20 protein-coding genes and 6 pseudogenes are annotated in these 21,423 nt (G+C 34.3%); 4 read left to right on the forward strand and 22 right to left on the reverse strand.

Features of this window, described 5'->3' with window-relative positions; translation table 11 throughout:
• Positions 1-212 precede the first annotated feature (212 nt).
• From AB1I62_RS09045 to AB1I62_RS09080, 8 genes and pseudogenes are all read right to left on the reverse strand, one after another.
• Positions 213-422: a bacteriocin gene (locus AB1I62_RS09045; RefSeq protein WP_071865042.1), complete on the reverse strand. Its 210-nt coding sequence runs from the start codon at positions 420-422 to the stop codon at positions 213-215.
• Between the two features lie 15 nt (positions 423-437).
• Positions 438-656 carry a bacteriocin gene (locus tag AB1I62_RS09050; protein ID WP_367019198.1) on the reverse strand — a complete coding sequence of 73 codons (219 nt, stop codon included), beginning with the start codon at positions 654-656 and terminating at the stop codon, positions 438-440.
• A gap of 182 nt (positions 657-838) precedes the next feature.
• Positions 839-973 (reverse strand): hypothetical protein, encoded by a 135-nt coding sequence (locus AB1I62_RS09055; protein WP_367019199.1) that lies wholly within the window; start codon positions 971-973, stop codon positions 839-841.
• A gap of 329 nt (positions 974-1,302) precedes the next feature.
• On the reverse strand, positions 1,303-1,860 hold the full coding sequence (locus AB1I62_RS09060; RefSeq protein WP_367019200.1) for a LytTR family DNA-binding domain-containing protein: 558 nt from the start codon (positions 1,858-1,860) through the stop codon (positions 1,303-1,305).
• A 184-nt stretch (positions 1,861-2,044) separates the two neighbouring features.
• A complete protein-coding gene (locus tag AB1I62_RS09065) occupies positions 2,045-3,358 on the reverse strand; it encodes a GHKL domain-containing protein (RefSeq protein ID WP_367019202.1) in 1,314 nt (437 codons plus the stop codon).
• Positions 3,359-3,449: 91 nt separating this feature from the next.
• Complete coding sequence (locus tag AB1I62_RS09070; protein WP_367019203.1) at positions 3,450-5,675, reverse strand: peptide cleavage/export ABC transporter; 2,226 nt, start codon at positions 5,673-5,675, stop codon at positions 3,450-3,452.
• 687 nt (positions 5,676-6,362) lie between these two features.
• Positions 6,363-6,719, reverse strand: coding sequence for a transposase family protein (locus AB1I62_RS09075; RefSeq protein ID WP_367019204.1), 357 nt, complete (start codon positions 6,717-6,719; stop codon positions 6,363-6,365).
• 385 nt (positions 6,720-7,104) lie between these two features.
• Positions 7,105-7,691: pseudogene (locus AB1I62_RS09080) on the reverse strand (recombinase family protein).
• Positions 7,692-7,916: 225 nt separating this feature from the next.
• Here AB1I62_RS09080 and AB1I62_RS09085 point away from each other — a divergent pair.
• Complete coding sequence (locus tag AB1I62_RS09085) at positions 7,917-10,232, forward strand: DEAD/DEAH box helicase family protein (RefSeq protein WP_367019206.1); 2,316 nt, start codon at positions 7,917-7,919, stop codon at positions 10,230-10,232.
• A 12-nt stretch (positions 10,233-10,244) separates the two neighbouring features.
• Positions 10,245-10,799: a hypothetical protein gene (locus AB1I62_RS09090; protein WP_367019207.1), complete on the forward strand. Its 555-nt coding sequence runs from the start codon at positions 10,245-10,247 to the stop codon at positions 10,797-10,799.
• A gap of 492 nt (positions 10,800-11,291) precedes the next feature.
• On the opposite strand, the gene AB1I62_RS09095 is transcribed toward AB1I62_RS09090, so the two are convergent.
• The 10 genes and pseudogenes from AB1I62_RS09095 to AB1I62_RS09140 form a co-directional block, all read right to left on the reverse strand.
• Entirely contained in the window at positions 11,292-11,933 is a 642-nt protein-coding gene (locus tag AB1I62_RS09095; protein ID WP_367019208.1) for a hypothetical protein, read from the reverse strand.
• Between the two features lie 165 nt (positions 11,934-12,098).
• Positions 12,099-12,236, reverse strand: coding sequence for a hypothetical protein (locus AB1I62_RS09100; protein WP_367019436.1), 138 nt, complete (start codon positions 12,234-12,236; stop codon positions 12,099-12,101).
• Between the two features lie 51 nt (positions 12,237-12,287).
• Positions 12,288-12,626: pseudogene (locus AB1I62_RS09105) on the reverse strand (hypothetical protein).
• Positions 12,627-12,711: 85 nt separating this feature from the next.
• Positions 12,712-13,146: a hypothetical protein gene (locus AB1I62_RS09110; RefSeq protein WP_367019210.1), complete on the reverse strand. Its 435-nt coding sequence runs from the start codon at positions 13,144-13,146 to the stop codon at positions 12,712-12,714.
• A 267-nt stretch (positions 13,147-13,413) separates the two neighbouring features.
• Positions 13,414-13,560 (reverse strand): DpnD/PcfM family protein, encoded by a 147-nt coding sequence (locus AB1I62_RS09115; protein WP_367019211.1) that lies wholly within the window; start codon positions 13,558-13,560, stop codon positions 13,414-13,416.
• Between the two features lie 21 nt (positions 13,561-13,581).
• A pseudogene (locus tag AB1I62_RS09120) lies at positions 13,582-13,767 on the reverse strand (hypothetical protein).
• 1,081 nt (positions 13,768-14,848) lie between these two features.
• Positions 14,849-15,280, reverse strand: a complete 432-nt coding sequence (locus AB1I62_RS09125) for a hypothetical protein (RefSeq protein WP_367019213.1) — start codon at positions 15,278-15,280, stop codon at positions 14,849-14,851.
• 35 nt (positions 15,281-15,315) lie between these two features.
• On the reverse strand, positions 15,316-15,591 hold the full coding sequence (locus tag AB1I62_RS09130) for a type II toxin-antitoxin system YafQ family toxin (RefSeq protein ID WP_367019214.1): 276 nt from the start codon (positions 15,589-15,591) through the stop codon (positions 15,316-15,318).
• On the reverse strand, positions 15,581-15,835 hold the full coding sequence (locus AB1I62_RS09135; protein ID WP_002334330.1) for a type II toxin-antitoxin system RelB/DinJ family antitoxin: 255 nt from the start codon (positions 15,833-15,835) through the stop codon (positions 15,581-15,583). The genes AB1I62_RS09130 and AB1I62_RS09135 overlap by 11 nt, the downstream gene beginning before the upstream one ends.
• A gap of 92 nt (positions 15,836-15,927) precedes the next feature.
• Positions 15,928-16,308, reverse strand: a pseudogene (locus AB1I62_RS09140) (DNA/RNA non-specific endonuclease); the annotation flags it as partial.
• Positions 16,309-16,792: 484 nt separating this feature from the next.
• On the opposite strand from AB1I62_RS09140, the gene AB1I62_RS09145 reads away from it, so the two are divergent.
• Positions 16,793-17,350 (forward strand): hypothetical protein, encoded by a 558-nt coding sequence (locus tag AB1I62_RS09145; protein ID WP_367019216.1) that lies wholly within the window; start codon positions 16,793-16,795, stop codon positions 17,348-17,350.
• Positions 17,351-17,642: 292 nt separating this feature from the next.
• Here AB1I62_RS09145 and AB1I62_RS09150 read toward each other — a convergent pair.
• A pseudogene (locus AB1I62_RS09150) lies at positions 17,643-18,892 on the reverse strand (IS110 family transposase).
• Positions 18,893-19,287: 395 nt separating this feature from the next.
• Between AB1I62_RS09150 and tnpA the strand changes: the two are divergent.
• A complete protein-coding gene (gene tnpA, locus AB1I62_RS09155) occupies positions 19,288-19,761 on the forward strand; it encodes an IS200/IS605 family transposase (protein WP_367019217.1) in 474 nt (157 codons plus the stop codon).
• A gap of 114 nt (positions 19,762-19,875) precedes the next feature.
• On the opposite strand, the pseudogene AB1I62_RS09160 reads toward tnpA, so the two are convergent.
• The 3 genes and pseudogenes from AB1I62_RS09160 to AB1I62_RS09170 all read right to left on the reverse strand — a co-directional run bounded on the left by AB1I62_RS09160 (position 19,876) and on the right by AB1I62_RS09170 (position 21,110).
• Positions 19,876-20,429, reverse strand: a pseudogene (locus tag AB1I62_RS09160) (recombinase family protein).
• A gap of 102 nt (positions 20,430-20,531) precedes the next feature.
• Complete coding sequence (locus AB1I62_RS09165) at positions 20,532-20,750, reverse strand: hypothetical protein (RefSeq protein WP_367019219.1); 219 nt, start codon at positions 20,748-20,750, stop codon at positions 20,532-20,534.
• A 111-nt stretch (positions 20,751-20,861) separates the two neighbouring features.
• On the reverse strand, positions 20,862-21,110 hold the full coding sequence (locus AB1I62_RS09170; protein WP_367019221.1) for a hypothetical protein: 249 nt from the start codon (positions 21,108-21,110) through the stop codon (positions 20,862-20,864).
• Positions 21,111-21,423: the final 313 nt, after the last annotated feature.

The following is a 21,423-nucleotide window of genomic DNA, read 5'->3' on the forward strand; positions in this document are numbered from 1 at the left end:
TTTTAATTCTAGATGAATTTTCATAGAGTTATTCTTTTGAACCTGTTGATTTTGAATTACATAAAATAATAATATTTACTAATATAACAAAGCCTAAAAATAGAAATTTCGATAACACTCTTTCCCCATTCCATATTTTAGAAAAAATGACAAACATTACTATGTTAGTTATTGAAATGAACCAGTCTTGAACTTTTATTCCAAAGATTTTCTTAGGCACCTGTCCATGCACCGAAACCAGCTCCTAGCAAAGCACCACCTACCCCACAAGCAGCCATTGCATATGGTCCACCAGCCGAACATATTTTTACACCTGCGGTTGCTCCTGATAAAGTAGTACCTAAAATTCCTACTGCACTACCTCCCCCAATTGCTTTTAATTCCTGATTAGAAAGATAAACTGTGCATGCTTTTTCATTCATAGTCAAAACACCCCTTTATTTTTTTGCATCCCAACCAGCGGCAGCACCACCGGCTACAGCACCATACAGTCCACCAACAACACCACAAGCAGGTCCACAAATCGCGGTTCCTAATCCTGCACCTCCAGCAGCTCCTGTAGCTACCCCACCAACAACTTGTCCTAATTTACTCCAAGCACTACCTCCAATTACTTTTTTGGCATCTTCAACTGACAACATCATTACTTTTCCCATTCAAAAAACCTCCAATTTATTATTTTCACAAGAAAATTCTAGCACAGTGAACATTACAAAAAATAATTTTATCATGAAATATCTAAAATTAATCTTAAAAAATACAAGAACGATAGTAGTATCAAGTAATTAAACTATCAACTCACAGATCAAATCATGAATGTTACGGTATGAGACGTTGACTATTTAAAGTAGTCTTTCACTTTATTAAACAAATCTTGTACTGCATTTTTCCCTCCCGAAAATATTGATCCACCACTTCGCGCTCCCCCTCTGATAGCTTTTGCTTCTTGCTTCGTAAGCTTCTTCTTATTCAATATGTAATCACTCCTCTTAATTAGTAACTAAATTATATGACTTTCCATATAAGAAGGGATTAAATTGTCATAACATCGTATTTTTTTATCTCAAAATCTAAATTAAGCCATATGAACATATTTTTTTGAAAAAATGAAACTAATTTTAATATATTCACTATAACAAAATTAAACACTTACGATATGTACAAGTATGTCAAATTCGTTTTGTATACAACAATTTTTACATCTTTGTAATTCATATGACTGAAAAATGGCAAAAAAGCATCTAAAAACTCACCGAATATATCTGCGAGATTTTTAGATGCATACTGATAAAGCTTAATCAACTAATTATGAAACATTTTTTTCAATAGCTTAGTTTTAACAAGTGGAAAATTACATGAGTATTCCTCTGGAAATATTATAGTACGAGATTTGTAATCAATTGATTTTATTTGTTGTGGATTGATCAAAAATGATTTGTGTACACGAAGCAATTCAGGATACTCATCTGTTAAATCATCCATCTTTCCATAAAATTCATACATAATATCCTCACCATATAGAATTAATTTATGGGGGATTGGAGAAGTTTCGATGAAATAAATAGTCGAAATATCTACTTTGATACTTCTTGAACCCATCAAAAATGATAAATGTCGTTGGTTAGGTAAACGATCAATAAAAGTTTTTTGGTGACAACTATTTAGTACATTTTGAATTTGATTTTTTTCAGTCTGACTATCCTTCACAATATAATTTAATGGTGATATCTGTCTTTGTAGGGTCTTTATTGCTAGTTCCTGATGTGAAGTAATAAAAACAATTTGTGCGAACTCGTTATCACTTCTAATTTGTTGAGCAATATCGATCCCATCAAGATACGTACCGAGATCAATATCCAAAAAGAATAAACAATTGGTAATACTATTTTTTTCAGATATAGAAAAATATCATCCGGATCTGTAGTGGCGAAAATGAGCTCCATATCATAATCATTGATCATGATCCAGTTTTCAATCACAGACTTATAGTATTGAGCTAATGATGAATCATCATCACATAAGAAAATTGGCAATGCCATACTAATCACGCTTTCTTTATATTTAGAGTAGAAATAAATAGCTGATCAACGGCATAGTGCGTAATATCAGCTTGTTTTGTTGTTGATAATATTTCGTTTAGGTTGTTTAATCCTAGACCTCTATCTGGTCCCTTACTACTAAACCCTTTTTTATTCATTAACCCTAATGAAGGTAACTTTCCTTTATATGAATTCTCAATAGAAATTTCTATCATATCAATATTTACAATTACTAAAACATTTAGTATTTTATCAGACGATTCTTTCGCGGCCTCTATTGCATTATCCATCAGTATTCCAACTATCCGAACTAGTTTAACTTCTTCTAGATTAAAATTACTTATTGGTTTTAGGCATTCAAAATGCACGGTTATGTTCTCTTGTTCTGCTTGCAAAAGTTTAGTAACCATAAGTGACTTAAAAGATTGAACTTGAATGTTACTAATTTCAGAAAAACGCATAACGCTATTGTCAATCATCTGATGTGAGTAGTCTAACATCTCAGCCAAATATTCACGATTTATTTCATTCATTTCTTGTGATGCATTTAAACCAATTAAAAGGTTCTTATAATCATGACGGAATTTTCTTAACTCTTGATAGTTTCTTTCTACATCACTTGTATAGCTATTCATCATATCCATCTTTTCTTTTAAATTTTCAAGCTCCCTTTTTTCTTGATTCTTTTTTATTGAAAGATAGGTAAAATAAATTGTAAGTGAAAACTGGGCAATAAGAAATCCAAGCATTATCAGGCTAAAAATACCCAGAGCTTGCATTTCTCTTAAAACTTCACTAAATAAAATTATTATGATGACTAATATAGCTAGTTGCATGGTAAAAATTTTATTTTCTTCCAATGACAAGGATTGTCTTAATATTTTACGCTGAATTATTATTGCAATTCCTAGGGAAAAAAGCCAATTCATTGTAATCACAACAACAACTACTAAAGCTCCTCGATTATTTAATGCATCCATTTTAAGACTAAAAATAAATCTAGCTAAATTAGAAGTAAAAAATGGAATGATCCAATATATCAATACTGAAAGGAGTATCCCAAAAAGATCACTGATAAGAATGCGTATATCATTTCGTTTCCATCTATAAATACAAAATAAAACTATTGAGAGAATAACTGCAAGTATTCCTAAAAATGCATTCATCATTGAAATTAGTGTAAGAGGTATTAATAGTAACAATATACCTATAAGAAATAATTTGGACCTTATGTTGGTTAATAAGTGTATCAATATAAATAGTAAAATAAGATCAAAGAATTCTATTGAAAAGTAAGAAAGAGAATCAAGCAATACCATAAAAACACTCCTAATTCTGATAGTCCTCTAATTATAACAAGAATCATATAAAATAGGCAGTGTATTAACAGACCTCTATTATCCTCATTTTTTATGTGGTTGTCATCATTTCCCAGAGTTCTTCATATGTTCGATTTAGTGTTCTCAATTGTTGATGCGTGCCAGATTCGACTAGTTGTCCATTATCTAAAACAAATACTTGATCACAATCTTTAGCAATAGATAAATGATGTGCTATGAATAGAATAGTTTTGTTCTCCATATTCATTAAGTTTTGAATGATATGGTGTTCCATACGAGTATCTAATCCACTAGTTGCCTCATCGAGTATCAGAATATCTGAATTCTTTAGTAAAGCTCTTGCAATAGCTAATCGCTGTTTTTGACCACCGGAGAGATTACTAGCACCTTCTTCAATAGGTGACTGAAATTTAAGGGGTAATCCTTCAATATATTCTTTTATCTGAGCCATTTCACATGCCCAAATAATCTGTTCCTCTGTGGGGTGATAGTCTAAACCAAAAATCAGATTTTCAAAGATACTGCCACTAAAAAAGAAAGTTTCCTGTGATACATATCCAATCATATTTCTCAAACCGATCCTTGAGATATCTTGAATAGAAATACCTTGAATGCGTATGGTTCCCTTTTCAGCACTATAAAAGTTCATAAGTAATTTGGCTAACGTTGATTTACCAGATCCGCTCATCCCAACGATTGCTACTTTCTCATTTGAATTAATTGAAAAAGAAAGATCATTTAGAACATTTTCTTCGAATCCATAGGCAAAAGATAAGTCCCTTACTTCAATTAATGGCTCTTTCGTAAACAATTCAACATTATTCATTTGTTGACTGGTTGCCTCACCCAGAAATTCTCGATCCAGATAGAAAACCTCGTTTAATCGATCATTAGCTACTTTTGCCGTTTGAATCTTTACCTGAAGATTAATGATATTTTGCAAAGGTGTTGTGAAGAAAGACATCAGGGCATTATAAGTAATCAATTGTCCAATAGACAGGCTCCCCTCAATTACTAAGTACGTACCAACCCACAATAACGTGGTAGAACCTATTATTTGAAGCGCCGTTTTTAAATTCGATTGTAGATTATCAAGATTCGCATTTTTGAATGATTTATCCATCATCTCTTTGAATTGACTCTGAACTTTATCAAATACTTGATCTGTCGCATTAAAGGACTTTATAGTTTCTATCCCTTTCAAGCTTTCAATAATCTGAGAATTGACTACAGCACCAGATTCCATTTGTTCTTCATTAGTTCGATCAAATGGTTTCATAAATAGAAAGACGATTAAACCGTAAATTGGAAGTGTGCTGAAACTAATTAAAAACAAAAGACGATTTTGTAAAAACAAAGCAGTTCCAATAAATATAACCATTGATACATCTAAAAATAGGGATAGTGTGGCATTTGCCAAGGCATCGATAATTTTGTTGGCATCTAAAAATAGGGATAGTGTGGCATTTGCCAAGGCATCGATAATTTTGTTGGCATCTAAAAATCTTGAGACAATCTCCCCTGATTTTCTTGTTGAAAAGAAGTTCATTGGTAAATTCAAAACATGGTTGAAATACTTAAGCATAATCGAAGAACTTAGCTGTTGTCCTAACCTAATTAAAAGATACTGTTTAAAATACTGGAATAGTGTTTGTATCACATACATTGACAAAAGACCTATTGAGATGATTTCTAATAAGTTAACAGATCTTGAAGGAACAATTCGATCAATTATCACTTGAAAATAATAAGAACCTATGATGCCAAACACAGTTAATATAAAAGAAAGAAGTACAATACCGGCAATTGTCTTCTTATGACTTGCCAATAACGGAACAAAAGAGAATAAACCATTGGATCTATCTTGTATGGGATGATAATTCTCAGTAGGAGTAGTAGTTAATAAGATTCCTGTCCATATCGAAGAAAATTCTTCTGGCGTTCGTTCAATTTTTCCTTTAGCCGGATCAGCCAGAAGCAACTTCCCATTTTTCATTCCATAAACGACAACGTAATGGAAGAATGCTCCATCAATGATTACGTGAGCAATCAATGGATAGGTCACGTATTCTTCCTTCCAAATTGATTCATCAGTTTGAAAAACCTGCGTTTGAAATTGAAAATCATTTAATGCTTGGACTAATCCAAAAGCTGAGGTACCTTGGCTGTTTGTCCCTGACATTAAGCGTAATTTACTGATAGGAACGCTCGTATCATAAAAATTTAGGATCATAGAAAGACAGGCAACACCACAATCTTTTTCATCATGTTGCTTAATCAATTTTATTTTTCTCATGTACTTACACCTTCTCTAGCACTTAATATGGTGTAAATATACTTGTATTCATAGAATATTATTCCGAATTGTCCTGAAATCTCTCATTCATATCCTAAAGTGAATAGAACTGCAGCTGAAACGAAAATAAACAAAAATTACACTAAAAAGACACAGATGAATAGGGTCGTTTACATTTCAGTAAAAAATTAATCATTTTGAGACAAGTTACATTAAAAATTCAATTCGAATGATATATTTTTTCGTAATATTATATGGGAAGTTTTACTATGAAAAATTTTTAAAGTTGAAGCAAAGAAGAATTGGTACTTGTAGTCGGTGGCTATACTGCTAAACAACGCTTGCAAGGAATTGGTAGTTGGGGGCATTGTTGGCTCAGCGGTATACATTGGTGGATTTTTAGGACAATAAGGAGGATATGAAGATGAACGCTGCAAATATTACATTATATTTGTACCCGATAATCTCATCGATATAGAAGTTTCTTGGCTTGTTCTCGCGATCTAGAATGACCTAACCATTTTCATCAGTTCAGGTTTCGGTCGCAAATTTTGGGGTGACCTCATCTAGTTCAAAGGTTGGGCCAATGCATCCAAAATAAAAATCATTGATACTTAACATTTTTGGCATCGTATATTCTTTCTTTGCTATACTTGTTTTAGAAAATTTTTTAACAGAACAGAATCCTTATATGCTAGCGATTCTGCCCTCTAAAAATCTTATTCTTCTTCCGCCATGATCGGTATAAAATGTTTCTGGAATTCCACAGATAGGCCATTCCGTGTCTCTTTTTGTCCAAATAGCTTGATGCAAAGTTAAGGAAGTTTGAATGGCACTTGGCGCGTCAAAAGACAAGTTATCCCCTGCAATACATCTGCTGTAGTCATCTAAAATGATCATTAGCCATGTCCGTTTTTTCTGTCCTTTTTCATCAAAAACTTCAATATTCAGTAGAGTGTGATCCACTTGCCAGATTTCGTTAGAGTTACTGGCTTCTCTAGATATGAACAAAATTAAACTGTTCTTCGTATTTCTTTTCCCCATGATGAGAAAGATAGACCAAGGAAGTAGCCATATTTCTTACTACTTTATAAACTTGGTCGTAGCTTGGAATAAACTTTATTTCTTAGTCATGAGAAACAATAGTGACTACTTTCCGAGGAATCGTAGCAATGCTCATTTTTTCAATACCAATTGTTCAATGAAATCAATAAGTTCTCTGGGCAGATTGATTGTTCCTTTATCCGAGCGCTCTTCGCGAACCAGTCACACTAAGCCCAGTGTAAGAAATCTTTGTTTCCAATGAGAGAGTGTTCTTATAGGATTTTTTTCTTTACTAGAAATATCCACTAACGACAATTCAATTTTTAAGAAGGGTTCAATCACTTTATACTTTTTCAGAGCATACCTACGTTTTTCTTCCGAAAAACTAGTGAGAGAGTTTTTCCTTTCTGCAATTCTCTTTTGCCTCCAATTTATTCAAATAACGACAAACGGTTGTACGAGAAACATTCCACTTGTCCGCGACTGTTTTACGTGCCGCTATCAACGAGTGTCATGAGTAATTTTAAATCTTTCACAGATAATTTTTTGGGCATCCACCAAATCGACCACGAACTCTAGCTGAAGCACGACTAGCAGCTGAACGCTCTAGAATTAAACTTCGTTCAAACTCGGCAAATGCAGCAAACAAATGAAACATAAACTAGCCGGTTGAACTTGTTTTATCCATCGTATTATTTTCTTGAAGACTATGAAAAATGATCCCTCGTTCATTCAATTGATTGACAATAGAAATTAAGTCTTCCATATTTCTGGCCAATCGATCCCTACGCCAAACAACAACGAAATCTTCTTCACGAGCAAATTCTATAGCTACTTCTAAACCTGGGCGTTTACTTTTAATTCCACTTATATGGTCGGTGAACATTTTTCACAACCAAACTTAACCAAACTATCTTTCTGTAAATCTAAATTTTGTAGTCCTGTTGAAACTCTTGCGCAACCAATTTTCAATATAATCTTCCCCTTTACTTATCCATTGTATCATATCTTTATCTTGATAGTATAAATGAACATAGATTAATCGATGGGGTGTTGAACGGTATATCTAGTAAAATAAAAGAAATTTCTGCTAAAAATTAGCATGTACAGAAAATCTCCATTTTCTGTACAAAGGCTTTGTTATTTTTACATGGTATAATATTAGTGAAATTCAACTAAGAGAAGAGGTTTTTATTTATGCTTAAAGTGGGTGAAACATACACATTAAAAAACAACCAGAAAGTTCATTTAGTTGCTATTTACCCTGATTATTTTTCAGGCAAAGAATCTGTTCTTTTAAAAGCAAATGGAAGTTACGCAATAGCGGATTCCTTAGAATTCCAGGCAAATATCATTACAGATCTAGCAATTACAAAAGTAAAAAGAACAACATTGGCAAAAGTTCAACTGTATCGATCGTATTTTAGAGGAAGAGAAAACATGCTAGCCACAAGTTTTAAAAATTCTAACGGAAAACGAGTTTATTATCCTCTATGTCTTTCTCGTAAAAAGTATCCTTGCCCAAAGATTAAAAAAGCAAATTTTCCATGTACAAAATGTCAATTTCAAAATTTCCAACCTATTTCAGACGAACAAATCATCAACCACCTAAGAGGATTTGACAGAAGTGGACGAGAGGCTTTTTATGGGATATATCCTATAACTGAAGGTAATACCGTATACTTTTTAGCTTTTGATTTTGATAAAAAAGATTGGCAACAATCGGGATTAACCTTTGTTAAAGCAGCGAAAAAATTGGGTCTGTCTCCATTAATTGAATTATCACAATCAGGAAATGGTTGTCATATTTGGTTTTTCTTTGTGGAAGCCATTCAAGCTAAACTTGTAAGACAGTTTGGTTTGGGACTTTTAAAGTATGCAATGCTAGATCAGCCAAAACTGACCTTTGAGTCCTATGATCGAATGTTCCCTAATCAGGACGAACTTTCCTATGGTGGATTTGGTAATTTAATCGCTTTACCTTTACAAGGATCTAAAGTAAAAAATGGTACCAGTCGTTTTATTGATGAACACTTTAGTTTGATTGATGATATTTGGGGTACTTTAGAAGCTACACCTAAGTTAAAACAGAATCAAATAGAACGAATCGTTAAAGAAATTGACTATGTATTACCCACGGAATACTATCAGACAACTTTTAAACAATCAAAACTTTGTGATAAAGAAATATCGTTATTTACTGAGTCTGATCTTAAGTTATCCACGTCTTTTATGAACAAAATCAATATAGTAGTGCGTAATCAATTAGAACTAAAAAGAAGTGATTTGACGAAGGAAGAACTTGTACAACTAAAATTTTTAGCCACCTTTCATAACAAGGCTTTTTACGTTGCTCAAAATAAACGACAGTCTACCAGAGGAATTCCACGATTTATTTGTTTAGCTGAAATAACTGATTCAACTGTATATTTGCCAAGAGGTTTAGAACCGCAAGTTCATAGTCTGTTTCCAAATGCTTCATTTGTTTATCAAACAGAGCACGGAGAAAAATTAAACATAAACTTTAAAGGTTCTTTATACCCAAAACAAGAGCAAGCGTTAACAGATCTAATGGTACGACCTATGGGTATTCTGTGCGCTGGAACGGGTTTTGGTAAAACGGTCGTTGCAGCAAAGTTAATTGCAGAGAAAAAGGTGAGTACTTTAATACTCGTTCATAACAAGAATCTAGCTAATCAATGGAAAGCAAGTTTGGAAAACTTTTTAGAAATTGAAGGAGAACCTTTTGAAGAGCAGACTCCTACTGGTCGGAAACGAAAAAAGGAAAAAATAGGAAAAATATACGGTGGTTCTGTTAACAGAAGTAAACTAGTGGATATTGGACTTTTCCAATCTCTTACGAAGCAACAGAATCTAGAGGAATTGTTTAAAGATTATGGAATGATTATAGTCGACGAAGCCCATCATGTTGCAGCAAAGACATTTGAAGATGTTATAAAAAAAGCAGCAACCCGATATATTTATGGACTGACGGCTACACCTACCAGAGAGGATGGACTCGAAAATATACTTTACATGCGGTTAGGAGAAATAAGCCATATTGCGGAAAAAGAAATCCCTACACATATTACACAAAAACTATATATGCGCTTCACTTCTGTGGGTGAACAACTTACAACGGTTCAGCAACAGACGCTTCATGAAAATTATCAATTGATTATAGATTCTGAAGAACGAACAGAACAGATTATCTTAGATACATTAGAAAATTTACAACAAAATCGGCATATCATAGTTCTAACAAGGTATATCAAGCATTTAACATTGTTAGAACAGCAACTCAAGAAGAAAGATCAAGATTGTAGACTTTATATCCTCAATGGAAAAATGAGCACAAAAGGATTACGTGAAGAACTATTACTGTTAAAAAAAGAAGGAACACCATTTGTCTTATTAACAACAGGTAACTATGCTGGAGAAGGATTTGACTTGCCCGCACTAGACACATTGATTTTGGCCATGCCTATTTCAAGTCACAATAATTTAAAGTAATATTTAGAGCGTTTGCTTCGGAATTTAGAAGAAAAAGAAGAACTGCGGGTTTATGACTACGTAGATTATGCAATTCCAATGATTTATAAAATGTATCAAAAACGACTACAGACATATAAAAAGCTAGGTTATCAGCTATGGGATGACCAACAATCAGAACTGTATAAAAGTAATTTATTCAATACCGATTATCAGAATATTTTATCTAAAGACGTAATGAATGCCAAAGAAACGCTGATGATTAGTCTTCCGTTTCTTGATAAAATGATGGTCAAATTTTTAGTTGAATTAAGTTTACAGAATAACATACAAAATAAGTGCTTATTCTTACCACCGATTCAAATAATCCCATTAAATTATCAAAAAAGATACAGGGACTACATCAAAGAATTGAAGAGCTTAAATTACCAACTGTGTTTCAAAGAAAATATTTATCAAAAATTTGTCATTATAGACAGCCAGTTACTTTGGAGTCTCCCTAGAAATCATCAATCAGAAGACGGCGTAGCATTAAGAATTTATTCCAGTGAAATGTCTAAACGCTTGGGGATGTTTTTAAAACAGTAGTTTTTAGTGATGCTAAAAGAATTTGCTTTACAACAAGCCATTTATCTCTCAAAAAACAGATCATTTAAATACAAAAGTCACAACCTGGTAACAATAGAAGCATAAAAAGAACCAACAAGCATACCCTATTGGTTCTTAATTGATAGTAGAATACTTTTTTAATATCTTTATATATTATTGAATTTTTGCAGAAATAACACTATTAATATATACTAAAATAAATAGGCTAGATATAATCTATTTTAGAAAGGATCAGCAATTTATGAAAAACAACGATAATATTTCTAATACTTTAATAGTTTTCTTTGATAAGGTTGTTCGCTTATGGTCACTATTTTTGTTTTTGATTATTTTAATAAAAATATTTTTCATGTCTAATACAGCAATAATCTCAAAAAATATCTTTTACGTCACAGGAATAATTAGTGTAATTTCTGCATTACTACTGATTTGGCAAGAAAAAAGAAGGGCTAAACTTTAGCCCTTCTTTTTTTATTCAGCTTCTATAGGAGCACAAGTCATCGCTGTGTACACTAATGTTAAAACAGCAGCTACATTTCTCCCAGCAGCAGAAGCTACCTTCCCTGCTAACCATGCTGCTGCCCTAGCAAAACCATAAGTATTCAACACGGATTTAAATGCTGCTACACTAATACCCACTCCAAATGTATTTTTAGCCCAATCTACAGCACATTTAGCTAATGCTCCACCAGCACAAGGTTGTATTGGTATAGCACCTTGTGCTAAGGTACTAATATTATTTCTAAATTCAAATCTACCAAGTTCATTGAAGTTGTTATCATCATTAAAAAATTCTATGAAGTCTAAAATAGCTTCATATTCAACTCCACTGCCAAACATATCTTTAATACCATTTTCATTTACAATAAACTTTCCGTTTGTAGGATTTACAGAAACAGCTTTTGAAAAGAATTCATCCAATCCTTTGTTTGCATCTGAATAAAATGAATTGACGTCTATGTTGTCTAATATAGCCTTATCTTCTTTGCTAATCTCATTATCTAATTCACTAGCATATACGCTTGTACCAGCACTGGCAAATAGACTCAATACCATCAATAACGACATTGCCAGACAGAAGAACTTTGATTTTTTAGAAAAAGTAATTTCCATGTTTAACTCCCTACTTTCTTTTTTTATTTATTATAATAATAACAATATTAAAGATTACTTAGTGTCAAAATCCCTATTTAACAGTTATCCTTTCCTAGTTTACTAATAACCGTTGATTTTTTTCTTTTTTTCATCTATTCGTATTATCCTGGCTCATAGTGATCTTTAAAATTGGATCATCAGCTGTATTCCTTGGAAAACCACACACGACTCTTCCAACGCTCGCTCCATTTTCGTTTGTTTTTCGGCTCTTTCCTTTTTACTTTCATGATATAACTTTTTCAAATCGATTTTTTCAGTCATGTTTTACATCCTCTCTTCTATTAAATGTTTTTTTCTATTGCCTTGCTAAACTCAACCTTTTTGAATCTTCTGTATGGATTTTTTATTGTTTTTGATCAATGTATCAATCATGTTTTGCGTGATTGCATCCGGAATATACCCTTGTTTAATAAACAGCAGCTTTTCAAGCTTGGCTCTGTACTTGTTGATTAATTTAACGTTATTTTTATCCACTTGAGCGCCAGATCCAGAATGATACACTTTTTCTTTCAAGCGACACTACTCTTTTCTAACTACGCTAAGCGCAATCGTTAATTCAGACGTATTGAACGATTCAAGTTCTTTTATCGTCGTATATTGATAAAAGCAAGGATCTTCTATTATGGCTAATTCCCGTATTTCCATGCTCATTTCCCACCTTTCTTATAATTCCTTACGGTTAGGCTTCAGCTGGACCAAAAAGCCCAACTGATACCATAAAATGTATGTTTTTTATCTATGCAGTTCGTAAAAGACTGCCTAGTATTGGATCAAATTGAATCATTCCAAATTCTGAAAATGCAGGATTCGTCGTATTAACTACATACACATATTGCCTATAAGATTCTAAATCCCTGTGACAGTAAAGCCAATCACTAGTATCACGTCCAACGTAGAATAATGATAAAAATCTCTGGCCATCCGCTGTTTTATTTTCAGTTACGTAGTACACCAGGAAGCCATACCTCTTTTCGGCCGTCTTTATGATTGACTCTATTTCTTCAGTGACTAAAATATTTTCACCTTGAAAGTAATTGCTGGTGTAATGGCATTTCCCTGTTTCCATAAACTCATCAATAACAGAACTTGATAGGTCGGTAAGCATCATTCTATACCATGCTTCTTTTTTTAGAGTTTCGTTGGCCGTTGTCGTATTACTTAATCTTCTCATTTGTATTCCTCCAAAAGCAATATTTTTTTAATTCGTTACTGTTAGATAATTGTTCTATTCTATGAATTGCAATGAATCCTTTCCATAACTCCATCGTTATGTCAGGAACCCATTGATTATTTTTCTAAGGTACGCTATACTTATTCATGATTATAAATAGTTAACGTCCTAGAAATCTTTTGTCTTCAGCAAAAGGTTTCTTTTTTTGTGCTTTTTTCGTGGATATAATTCAATCTCTAAAATATCTTTTTCATCTCTTTCGTTATTTTAAGTGATAAATTCTATTGTTTCGTGATTCTCTTCTGTTAAGATTATTTCTTGGTCGTAATACATGTTAGAAACTAATTCATGTGCTTGTTCTTCGCTTTCAGCATAAACATATACAGCGACTTCTAACGTTTCAATAATTGTCACACAGTATTTTTTCTGCCATTCCTACACGTCCTTCCATTCAATGTGGTTCAACAAAAATAATAGTTGGTTTAAACAGTCATTGACATTTTTTTAACAACCATAGTTTAATCACAGCGTGACAGTATCATTTTCATTAATTGCTTGGCTTAATTTTTAGTATTCCAGTTGTGCCTTTTCTAGGTCAAGTTTTAATTGTGGCTCATTCATTTTAACCATCTCCTTTCAGTTTTTTGGGTTTTGAACAACCATTTCTGTTAGGCGTTTGAGGAAGTGAAGCTGGACGATCAAAAATTTCTTTTCGTCAAACGATGTAGTCTACCTCCTCGTTTTTGTTTAGGCTGTTCATTTTCGCCAGTGAGTTCGTGTCGCTCGCTGTGTCGTGGAAGGACCATAGACATAAAGAAAAAAACAAGGGCGAGCTTACTCGTTTATATACCCTTGTTTTTTCGACTGGCTGTGGTACTGTAGCAAACAGTGAGTAGCACGTTACACACTGCAAAATGAACGGTCTGAAAACGAAAAAGGTCGCGTGACACTGTTCTGACATCAGAAAAGGTATTTTTGAACGAAACGCCCTTGATCTTTGTTTTCTAGTAGGTATGAAATACCTACTAGAAATGTTAATCACTGCGGAACGAATGGGAATAGAACCTTTAATTGACTCGTGTTGAGTGCAGCAGTTAATCCGTTGGTTTTGGAGCAAGTGCTACCGCACCGCCGCGGAACAACGGATTCATTCCCTTTTCCCGAACTAAAAAAGGCCGCACGTCTGTAATAGATCGTTGCGCCCTGCTCTTGCATAACTATTTTTATTGTTTTGTAGTATCTTTCCGATTCATCAAAATAATTCACTATGTGAACCTATTCGAGCTAAAGTTAGGATCAATTTATCACCGTCAATTTTATAAAAAGGAATACTCGTTTGAATAGTAGAGTTTCAAGGCACGTGATAACTCGTACATAGCTAGAACGTTTCATTGATTCGTTCACTCCAAATTGTTTTTTGTTTGTTGTAGCTGTTCAATATCCCCGTTCATAGAACACTGCTCCGGATAGAATGAGAAGATCTTGTGCTTGTTTCCGAGTTAGAGTTTGTAGCGTACCTGTGAAAACGACGGTTTTATTTTTGAACGACAAGTTTCTTCCTCCATTCTTTTGTTCTCTTTATTGAATCGCAAACGAGAGTATATGAGACGTTGATTTTGAGACAGGTTATTAGAAAAGAGGAACCCTTAGTTTAAAGGATTCCTCTTTCTATTACTTGCTTTGATTGCTTCTTTTTAAAGTCTCATAAACCATCGTTTGTGAGACTAGTTGATTGAACATGTCCTTTGTTATCTAACACAAATTCTTTATCAAACTTTTTGAAGTACATTTTCTCTAATATATCCTCTAATTTATATAATTTCTTTTGTGGGATATATGCCTTATCCCATTTCCAATCCATTAAATCATATTTACCAATATCAGCAATTTCTCTTACTTCTTCAATAGATAAGTTTAATACTTTTCTCAATTCGTCAATTTTCTTATATTGCTTTTTTCTTCTGATTACAGAGGGGAGATTAATCGAAGAAATCACCGCCATAAACAAGAAAAACGAAGTCCACTCCCAGTAAAAGTTATAAACTTTACACACAAAAAGTGCGAACAAACCTATCAATCCCAAAGTAATCGAATATAGCATATCTATTTTTTCATTTTTAACCATTACTCTCATGAAAATCACCTCTCAATCTGCCCCCTTGTAAGACTTTAAAGAACATCGTCATGCTTTCCAGTGGCTAGTAACCATAATTCTAAAATCTCATTTTTTATTTCGTATACAAGAAGCCAATCTTTTTCAATATGCAATTCTCTAAGTCCCTGTTTATTTCCTTTTAACGCATGGTCTTTATACCTTTGATAAAGTATATCTGTTTGTTGTTGGACAAGTAATTCTAAGACAATTTCTAGTTTTTGCATGTCATAATGCTTTTTCTTTAGGAACTTGTAATTTCTTTTAAAAGTGGGAGTACGTTTAATCTTCATCGTTTAAGTCCTTCATTAATTCAGCTACGCTATCAAATGACTTATAATCTTCATTTTTCATTTCTTCTAATGCTTGAGCAAGATTATCTTTTCGTACTGTCATTTCAAAAGGAATTCCTTTTTCACGAACAACTTTAGTTAAAAATATTTTAATACCTGTTGTCAAATCAATTCCTAGAGAATCAAAGATTTCTTTAGATTCTTCTTTTAATTCATCGTCAATTCTAAAGTTAATTTGAGCCATTTTTTTCACACCTTTCATATTATAATTATAGCACCATTGCATACCGTTGTAAAGCATTCACTTTACAAAAAATACATTAACCGCAATTCTTTTCAAGAACGGGCCTTGTAAAGGCTATCAATACTAGCCATTGGTAGTTTTTCTTCTTTGGTCATGATTCCCAACTCACTCGTTCGATCGCTTTTACTTGTGCCATCTTCATAGTGAAACACGACGTTTGGCTGCACGTTGTACTCGTATACATTAAAATTAAGTGTACCTGCACTGTCAATCGCTTACAACCAATATCCCCGTGGCATTCGTTCATTTCCTCTAAAAACGGTTACTATTTGATATACAGCTTTATTTCCGTTGATTTTTTACGCTTCTCGAACCAATTTCTCGTAGGTTGTCTGAACTTTCTAATTAGAAAAAGCGATCTGTATTGCAAGATTTTTCGGGTTGTCTTGACTCCCTAATTCCCCTTTTTTAAAGGCATAGCTTTGGATGTCGTCCAAAAATTTCCCAGTAAAACATGCAAAGAGTCAGCTGAAAAAACAGCTGAACCCGCTCATTTTTAGAAAAGACTAGCTTGTCTGATGTATTCGTTCTCATAGAAGTGGCTTGTCAGACGTCTGAATCGTCTATCAGCCATTCGGCGAGTATAACCTAACCCATAACCTGCCAATTGCCAAGGGTAAAATGCACGCTACGCGCCCTTGGCAACCGTCAGAACATGGTTTCAAGACGCTTATGCCGAACGACGGATAGACGAAAAGGGACTCTAACAGCGTTCCACTTTGATCTTTGAAAACTGAAAACTAAAATCAGTCCAACAGACCTTCATCTAAAAATAAGCTGAATCAAGACCTCAGGGGCGTTGCCCCTAACACCCCAGCCAACTCTCTCAACCGAAAAGGCGGGAAGGGCAAGGGACGAAGCCAAAAAGAAGCAGAAAAATAAAAGGAGGGACTCTTTATGACAACCAATTTTACCTTTTTAGGGGAACCAATTAAAAAAGACGAGTTTATTCAACATTATATGTTGCTATTTACGGAAACAATCAAAAAAATTTATGCAATTGATACATTTTTCCCGAAAGAAATTCAATACTTAGAAGCAGAAAAACAAAAAATCACCTTGCTTTATGATCAGTTTGTTCAATTCTACCACCGCGCACCAGATTATGCTTATTTATCGGATACACTCACTACAAATTTTTTAGCCAAAGAATACCTATTTGCCTCCCATGATCAAAACCTGATGTCTGCAAATCATTTTGCGACCCTTTATATTGATCAACTGAAAAGCAAAAACAGGTGTACGTATGAGAAATACGGTGAAGATTGGTGCTATATTTTACAGCGTGAACATCATCGGACAAAACAAGCCTTTGAAAAACACAATCAAGCTATTGAAGGTTATCCAGAATTACGCATTCAAAACAACTCTTTTTTACAACAACAAATCTGGGCAACGTTAGACCATGAGTTTCAAGAAATCTATCGGGGCTACGAACGGAATCATGTTTCCTAAAGGATTAATCGATTGATTGATCCTTTATTTTTTTGTATGTTTGAAAACCACCTGCTGTGCTGGTGGTTCAAAAGAGCTTCCAGCGTGGTATTAAAAAGACCTCCCAAAATTGATAAACTGATGTTGGTTTCCCGACCGCATCACCATCAAAGATAGTCTAGTGGTAATAAGTCAAGATAATTTTTCAAAAGATTTTTAAAGGTAGTTAATTTTTGAAGCGCACTGAACTAAACCCGACCAAAATTAAAAATTTTTTCGGGTACTTCCAAGGATTAGCGTCAATAACATACTGTTATTTATCTATCACGCTCCTTGGTGGCATATAGGTTGATGGTTACGTAGTAGCGTATCCACCAGACGCGTAAATTTTCTTGCGGTTAGTACGATGGCTCGTTTGTGTTTATGCTTGGGTGTTTCAGCGTATTTTTTCTTATAATACGCATGGTACTCAGGCTCGTATCTCCTTACGGAGTTGGTGGCTTCAACTAGATAATAACGGAGATAACGATTGCCTCGTTTGGCCATAGGAGTATTTTCATACTCAGAGTTACCTGATTGGTTCTGTCGCCAATATAAACCGGCATATTTAGCCAATTTGCTTTCATCTGAAAAGCGATTGATAGGGCCAATTTCAGCGAGTATACCCGCAGCATAAACAGGACCGATTCCTGGAATACTGGTTAAACATTGATATTCAGGTAGCACAACGACTAAATCGTCAATGGCTTTGTCTAAGTCTTTAATTAACTTTTCAAGACTACGAATTTCTTTGGCTAGAACACCCAAAACAATATCTACAGAGTCCTGATGGACTTTTCCTAACCGGTAGGAACTACGTATGGCTTTAGAAATTGCCTTTGCAATTCCTTCGGGATTTTTAAAACGATACTTCCCTAGTTTTTGAATTAGGTTCGCAAACTCTTCTAATGACAGTTCGGCAAGTTGGTCCATTGTGTAATCTTCCGTCATTAGAGTTACTAATGTGGCACTTAAAACGGATCCACCTTCTGCTTTTAGTTCTTTAGAAAGCGTGTTGCATTTATAATAAATGTTTTCGATAAAGTGTTGCTTTGTACGAACCAGCTGTTTAATTAGCTGATAACGCGTTCTAGTTAAGTGTTGGAGGGCAAGGTATTCTTCCTCTTTAATGATGGAGTTGACTTGCCTTTGGATGCGAAAATAGTCAGCGATATAAAAAGCATCAATTTGATCGTTTTTGTTTTCTTCAAAAATATCACGATACTTTTTAATTTTATTTGGTTGTTCAACTGAAACCATAAGGTTCAATTGATTTAACTCAAGATCTTCTTTAAAAAACATAGCTGGATGAAAGCTATATAAAGATGTGGCCTCCATTCCAATCACTAAGCTCTCTATCTCAAATTTTTGAGAAAATTCGAGAATGTATTCTTTGATCTGGCTTGCGCCAAGTTGACTATTTCCATAAGATGCTTCTTTTAAAACAGAGCAAGTTGAATCGTCTGTCATAAAGCAAGCATCTAATTTTTCAGAACTAACGTCTAAACCGACAAATAGTTTCATGTGGAAGGATCTCCTTTCATTGATTATTCGGAAATTGCTTGGGTACTGTGGGATATCCCAGAATCACGTTGTCTAACGACAGCCTCGCATAATAGAGTTTCATTCATTAAACCTCTAAGCCACCCAATCTCTACTAGGATTGGTAGAGGTCAATGGACTCAGCTAGTGTGTTGGAGGTTATACCAACGGTTCGGGTCACAGACTTTCTGTCGCAGTAAAACTGCAGAAGGTGATAGCGTCTTCCCGTAAGTCCTTTCCAAGACTTATTATTCAGGAATATCCTACAGTATCCAAGTAGTAATCGTTATTTTATTTAAACATATTAGGAATAGCCCCTAAGGGCGATTGAAGGAATGAAAGTTTCTTCAAAATATATATTACGAGGAGGTGTCCTTATGGAAAAGGACAAAGAAAGTTTATCACATAGTAAATGGAGATGTAAGTATCACATCGTGTTTGCGCCAAAATATCGGAGACAGATCATTTACGGAAAGTATAGAGAAAGTATAGGTGAGATTCTTCGCACGCTCTGTGAAAGAAAAGGAGTAGAGATCATTGAGGTAAATGCTTGTGCAGATCATATTCATTTGCTTGTAAGTATTCCACCAAAGTTAAGTGTTTCGCAATTCATGGGCTATTTAAAGGGAAAAAGTAGTTTAATGATATTCGACCGTCATGCAGAGTTGAAATATCGCTATGGGAACCGAAAATTTTGGTGTCGAGGGTACTACGTGGACACGGTTGGACGGAATAAGGAGCAGATAGCTGAGTATATTCGTAAACAAATAAAAGAAGATTATTCAGCAGATCAGCTTACGTTGTTCGAAGAAGTTGATCCGTTTACAGGAGTTAAAAACAAAAAGAGATAGAGTGAGATTCTTTTAGAATCAGCGAGTAGAAGTGGTGCGGGGGGAAGCTTTCAGAGGGCCTTTTAGGCCGAGGCCGGTAAGAGAGGCTTCTAGCCGAAGAGCAAACCACCCGTTTCACGGGTGGTTATGATTGCGACACCTTCGAAACGTTGTTCGATTGATCCCTGTTTTTCGCGCAATCGCCGTTTCTGTCAACCCTTGTTGATACAACTCGAAAGCATGCTGCAAGCGTTCATTTTCTAGCGTATATTTGGGTTTACGTCCCTTAAACCTTCCTTGTTGCTTGGCAAGTGCAATGCCTTGTGCCTGGCGCTCTTTAATTCGTTTCCGCTCGGATTCTGCTTGATATTTATACAATTCAATCATTAGATTATTTATCAACCTTCTTAGATTCTCATCTTCAATACTTCTAAGGTTGCTCCTTTTTGTTGGATATGATTCATAATCGCAGTAAGATCTTTGTTATTACGTCCTAATCGATCTAATTCCGTCACAACAACAATATCGCCTTCACGAATATAATCTAACAACGCTTGTAGTTGCGGGCGTTTTAAAGACTTTCCGCTTATTTTATCTGAAAAGATCTTAAAAACATCCTGTAGCGCTCTCAATTGTCTTTCTAAGTTTTGTTCTTTACTACTGACACGTACATAACCAATTCTACTCATCTTATCTCCCACTTTCATATAAAATTCTGATAAAGTTGGTCAATGCTTTCTTTTATCTTCATAAAAAAATCTTTCTCGCTTATTAACTGTATTTTTTGCCCCTCATGTTTTAAATTTAAAGCCATCAACTTTTTTCTTGACTGATCCAAAGGAGCCATCAATTTTGTTTGATGATAGCCAACAACTAATATTGTTGTCTGTTTTGTTACCGTATGTTGTACGTTCCACCCCACACCAGTCACAAGCGCCTGTGCTTGCTTGCTTTCTCGTCATTGCACTCAGACTTCCTGTAAAGACGACAAATTCTACCTTTTTTTGCACTTGAAAATCACCTCTATTTTGAACAAGTCTAATGAACACCGAAAAAGACAGCTGTACCAACAACACAAAAAAGTTCAATAGAGTATACTCTACTGAACTTTCACTCATTACTTATAAATTTAATTTCTTTTCTAAAGCTTCTGCCATTGTTTTAGAAAAATTAATTTTTGTATTCATTGCTCGAACATTCAACCAATGAGGAATTTTAATGGTTTTCTTATCAAGCTGATCTCCTTTTAAATAATCATTTAATTCGACAGATACCAACGTCGCAAATTGTTTGTCCAAATCAAGAGTTAAAGCGTTTATCGAAGTTGGTACTGGCAATAGTTGATTTTTTTCAACTAAATCTCCCAACATAATTCCTAGCGCATCTGAAGCAATTTCTAAACCTTCTGAAACATTCTTACATTGTGTAACTGCCCCCTCAATATCTGGAAAAAAATACTATAGCCAACAGGATCTTTTTCAAAAATAGCCGGATAAACTTTCTTCAAACTACTTACCTCCCTATTCTTTCAAAGGACAGTGGGCTTATAAGCCCACTGCTTTTCGAACAGATTCTTCTACTCTTTTTGATAACTCTTTCGAATGGCTCGTTAAAATGACCGGTCTAGAAAAGTTTTCTTTCACAAATTTTCTATGAGAACCTTTCCACCCTTTACTTCTCTGA

It is taken from the genome of Enterococcus sp. AN402 (assembly GCF_040719405.1).
In the GTDB taxonomy this organism is placed as follows: domain Bacteria; phylum Bacillota; class Bacilli; order Lactobacillales; family Enterococcaceae; genus Enterococcus; species Enterococcus faecalis.

Bases quoted from the DNA above. Each gene is read 5' to 3' on its own strand.
- AB1I62_RS09045 (WP_071865042.1), bottom strand. From the start codon at position 422: ATGAATGAAAAAGCATGCACAGTTTATCTTTCTAATCAGGAATTAAAA.
- AB1I62_RS09050 (WP_367019198.1), bottom strand. From the start codon at position 656: ATGGGAAAAGTAATGATGTTGTCAGTTGAAGATGCCAAAAAAGTAATT.
- AB1I62_RS09065 (WP_367019202.1), bottom strand. From the start codon at position 3,358: ATGGTATTGCTTGATTCTCTTTCTTACTTTTCAATAGAATTCTTTGAT.
- AB1I62_RS09070 (WP_367019203.1), bottom strand. From the start codon at position 5,675: ATGAGAAAAATAAAATTGATTAAGCAACATGATGAAAAAGATTGTGGT.
- AB1I62_RS09075 (WP_367019204.1), bottom strand. From the start codon at position 6,719: ATGGGGAAAAGAAATACGAAGAACAGTTTAATTTTGTTCATATCTAGA.
- AB1I62_RS09085 (WP_367019206.1), top strand. From the start codon at position 7,917: ATGCTTAAAGTGGGTGAAACATACACATTAAAAAACAACCAGAAAGTT.
- AB1I62_RS09095 (WP_367019208.1), bottom strand. From the start codon at position 11,933: ATGGAAATTACTTTTTCTAAAAAATCAAAGTTCTTCTGTCTGGCAATG.
- AB1I62_RS09100 (WP_367019436.1), bottom strand. From the start codon at position 12,236: ATGACTGAAAAAATCGATTTGAAAAAGTTATATCATGAAAGTAAAAAG.
- AB1I62_RS09110 (WP_367019210.1), bottom strand. From the start codon at position 13,146: ATGAGAAGATTAAGTAATACGACAACGGCCAACGAAACTCTAAAAAAA.
- AB1I62_RS09125 (WP_367019213.1), bottom strand. From the start codon at position 15,280: ATGAGAGTAATGGTTAAAAATGAAAAAATAGATATGCTATATTCGATT.
- AB1I62_RS09130 (WP_367019214.1), bottom strand. From the start codon at position 15,591: ATGAAGATTAAACGTACTCCCACTTTTAAAAGAAATTACAAGTTCCTA.
- AB1I62_RS09135 (WP_002334330.1), bottom strand. From the start codon at position 15,835: ATGGCTCAAATTAACTTTAGAATTGACGATGAATTAAAAGAAGAATCT.
- AB1I62_RS09145 (WP_367019216.1), top strand. From the start codon at position 16,793: ATGACAACCAATTTTACCTTTTTAGGGGAACCAATTAAAAAAGACGAG.
- tnpA (WP_367019217.1), top strand. From the start codon at position 19,288: ATGGAAAAGGACAAAGAAAGTTTATCACATAGTAAATGGAGATGTAAG.
- AB1I62_RS09170 (WP_367019221.1), bottom strand. From the start codon at position 21,110: ATGTTGGGAGATTTAGTTGAAAAAAATCAACTATTGCCAGTACCAACT.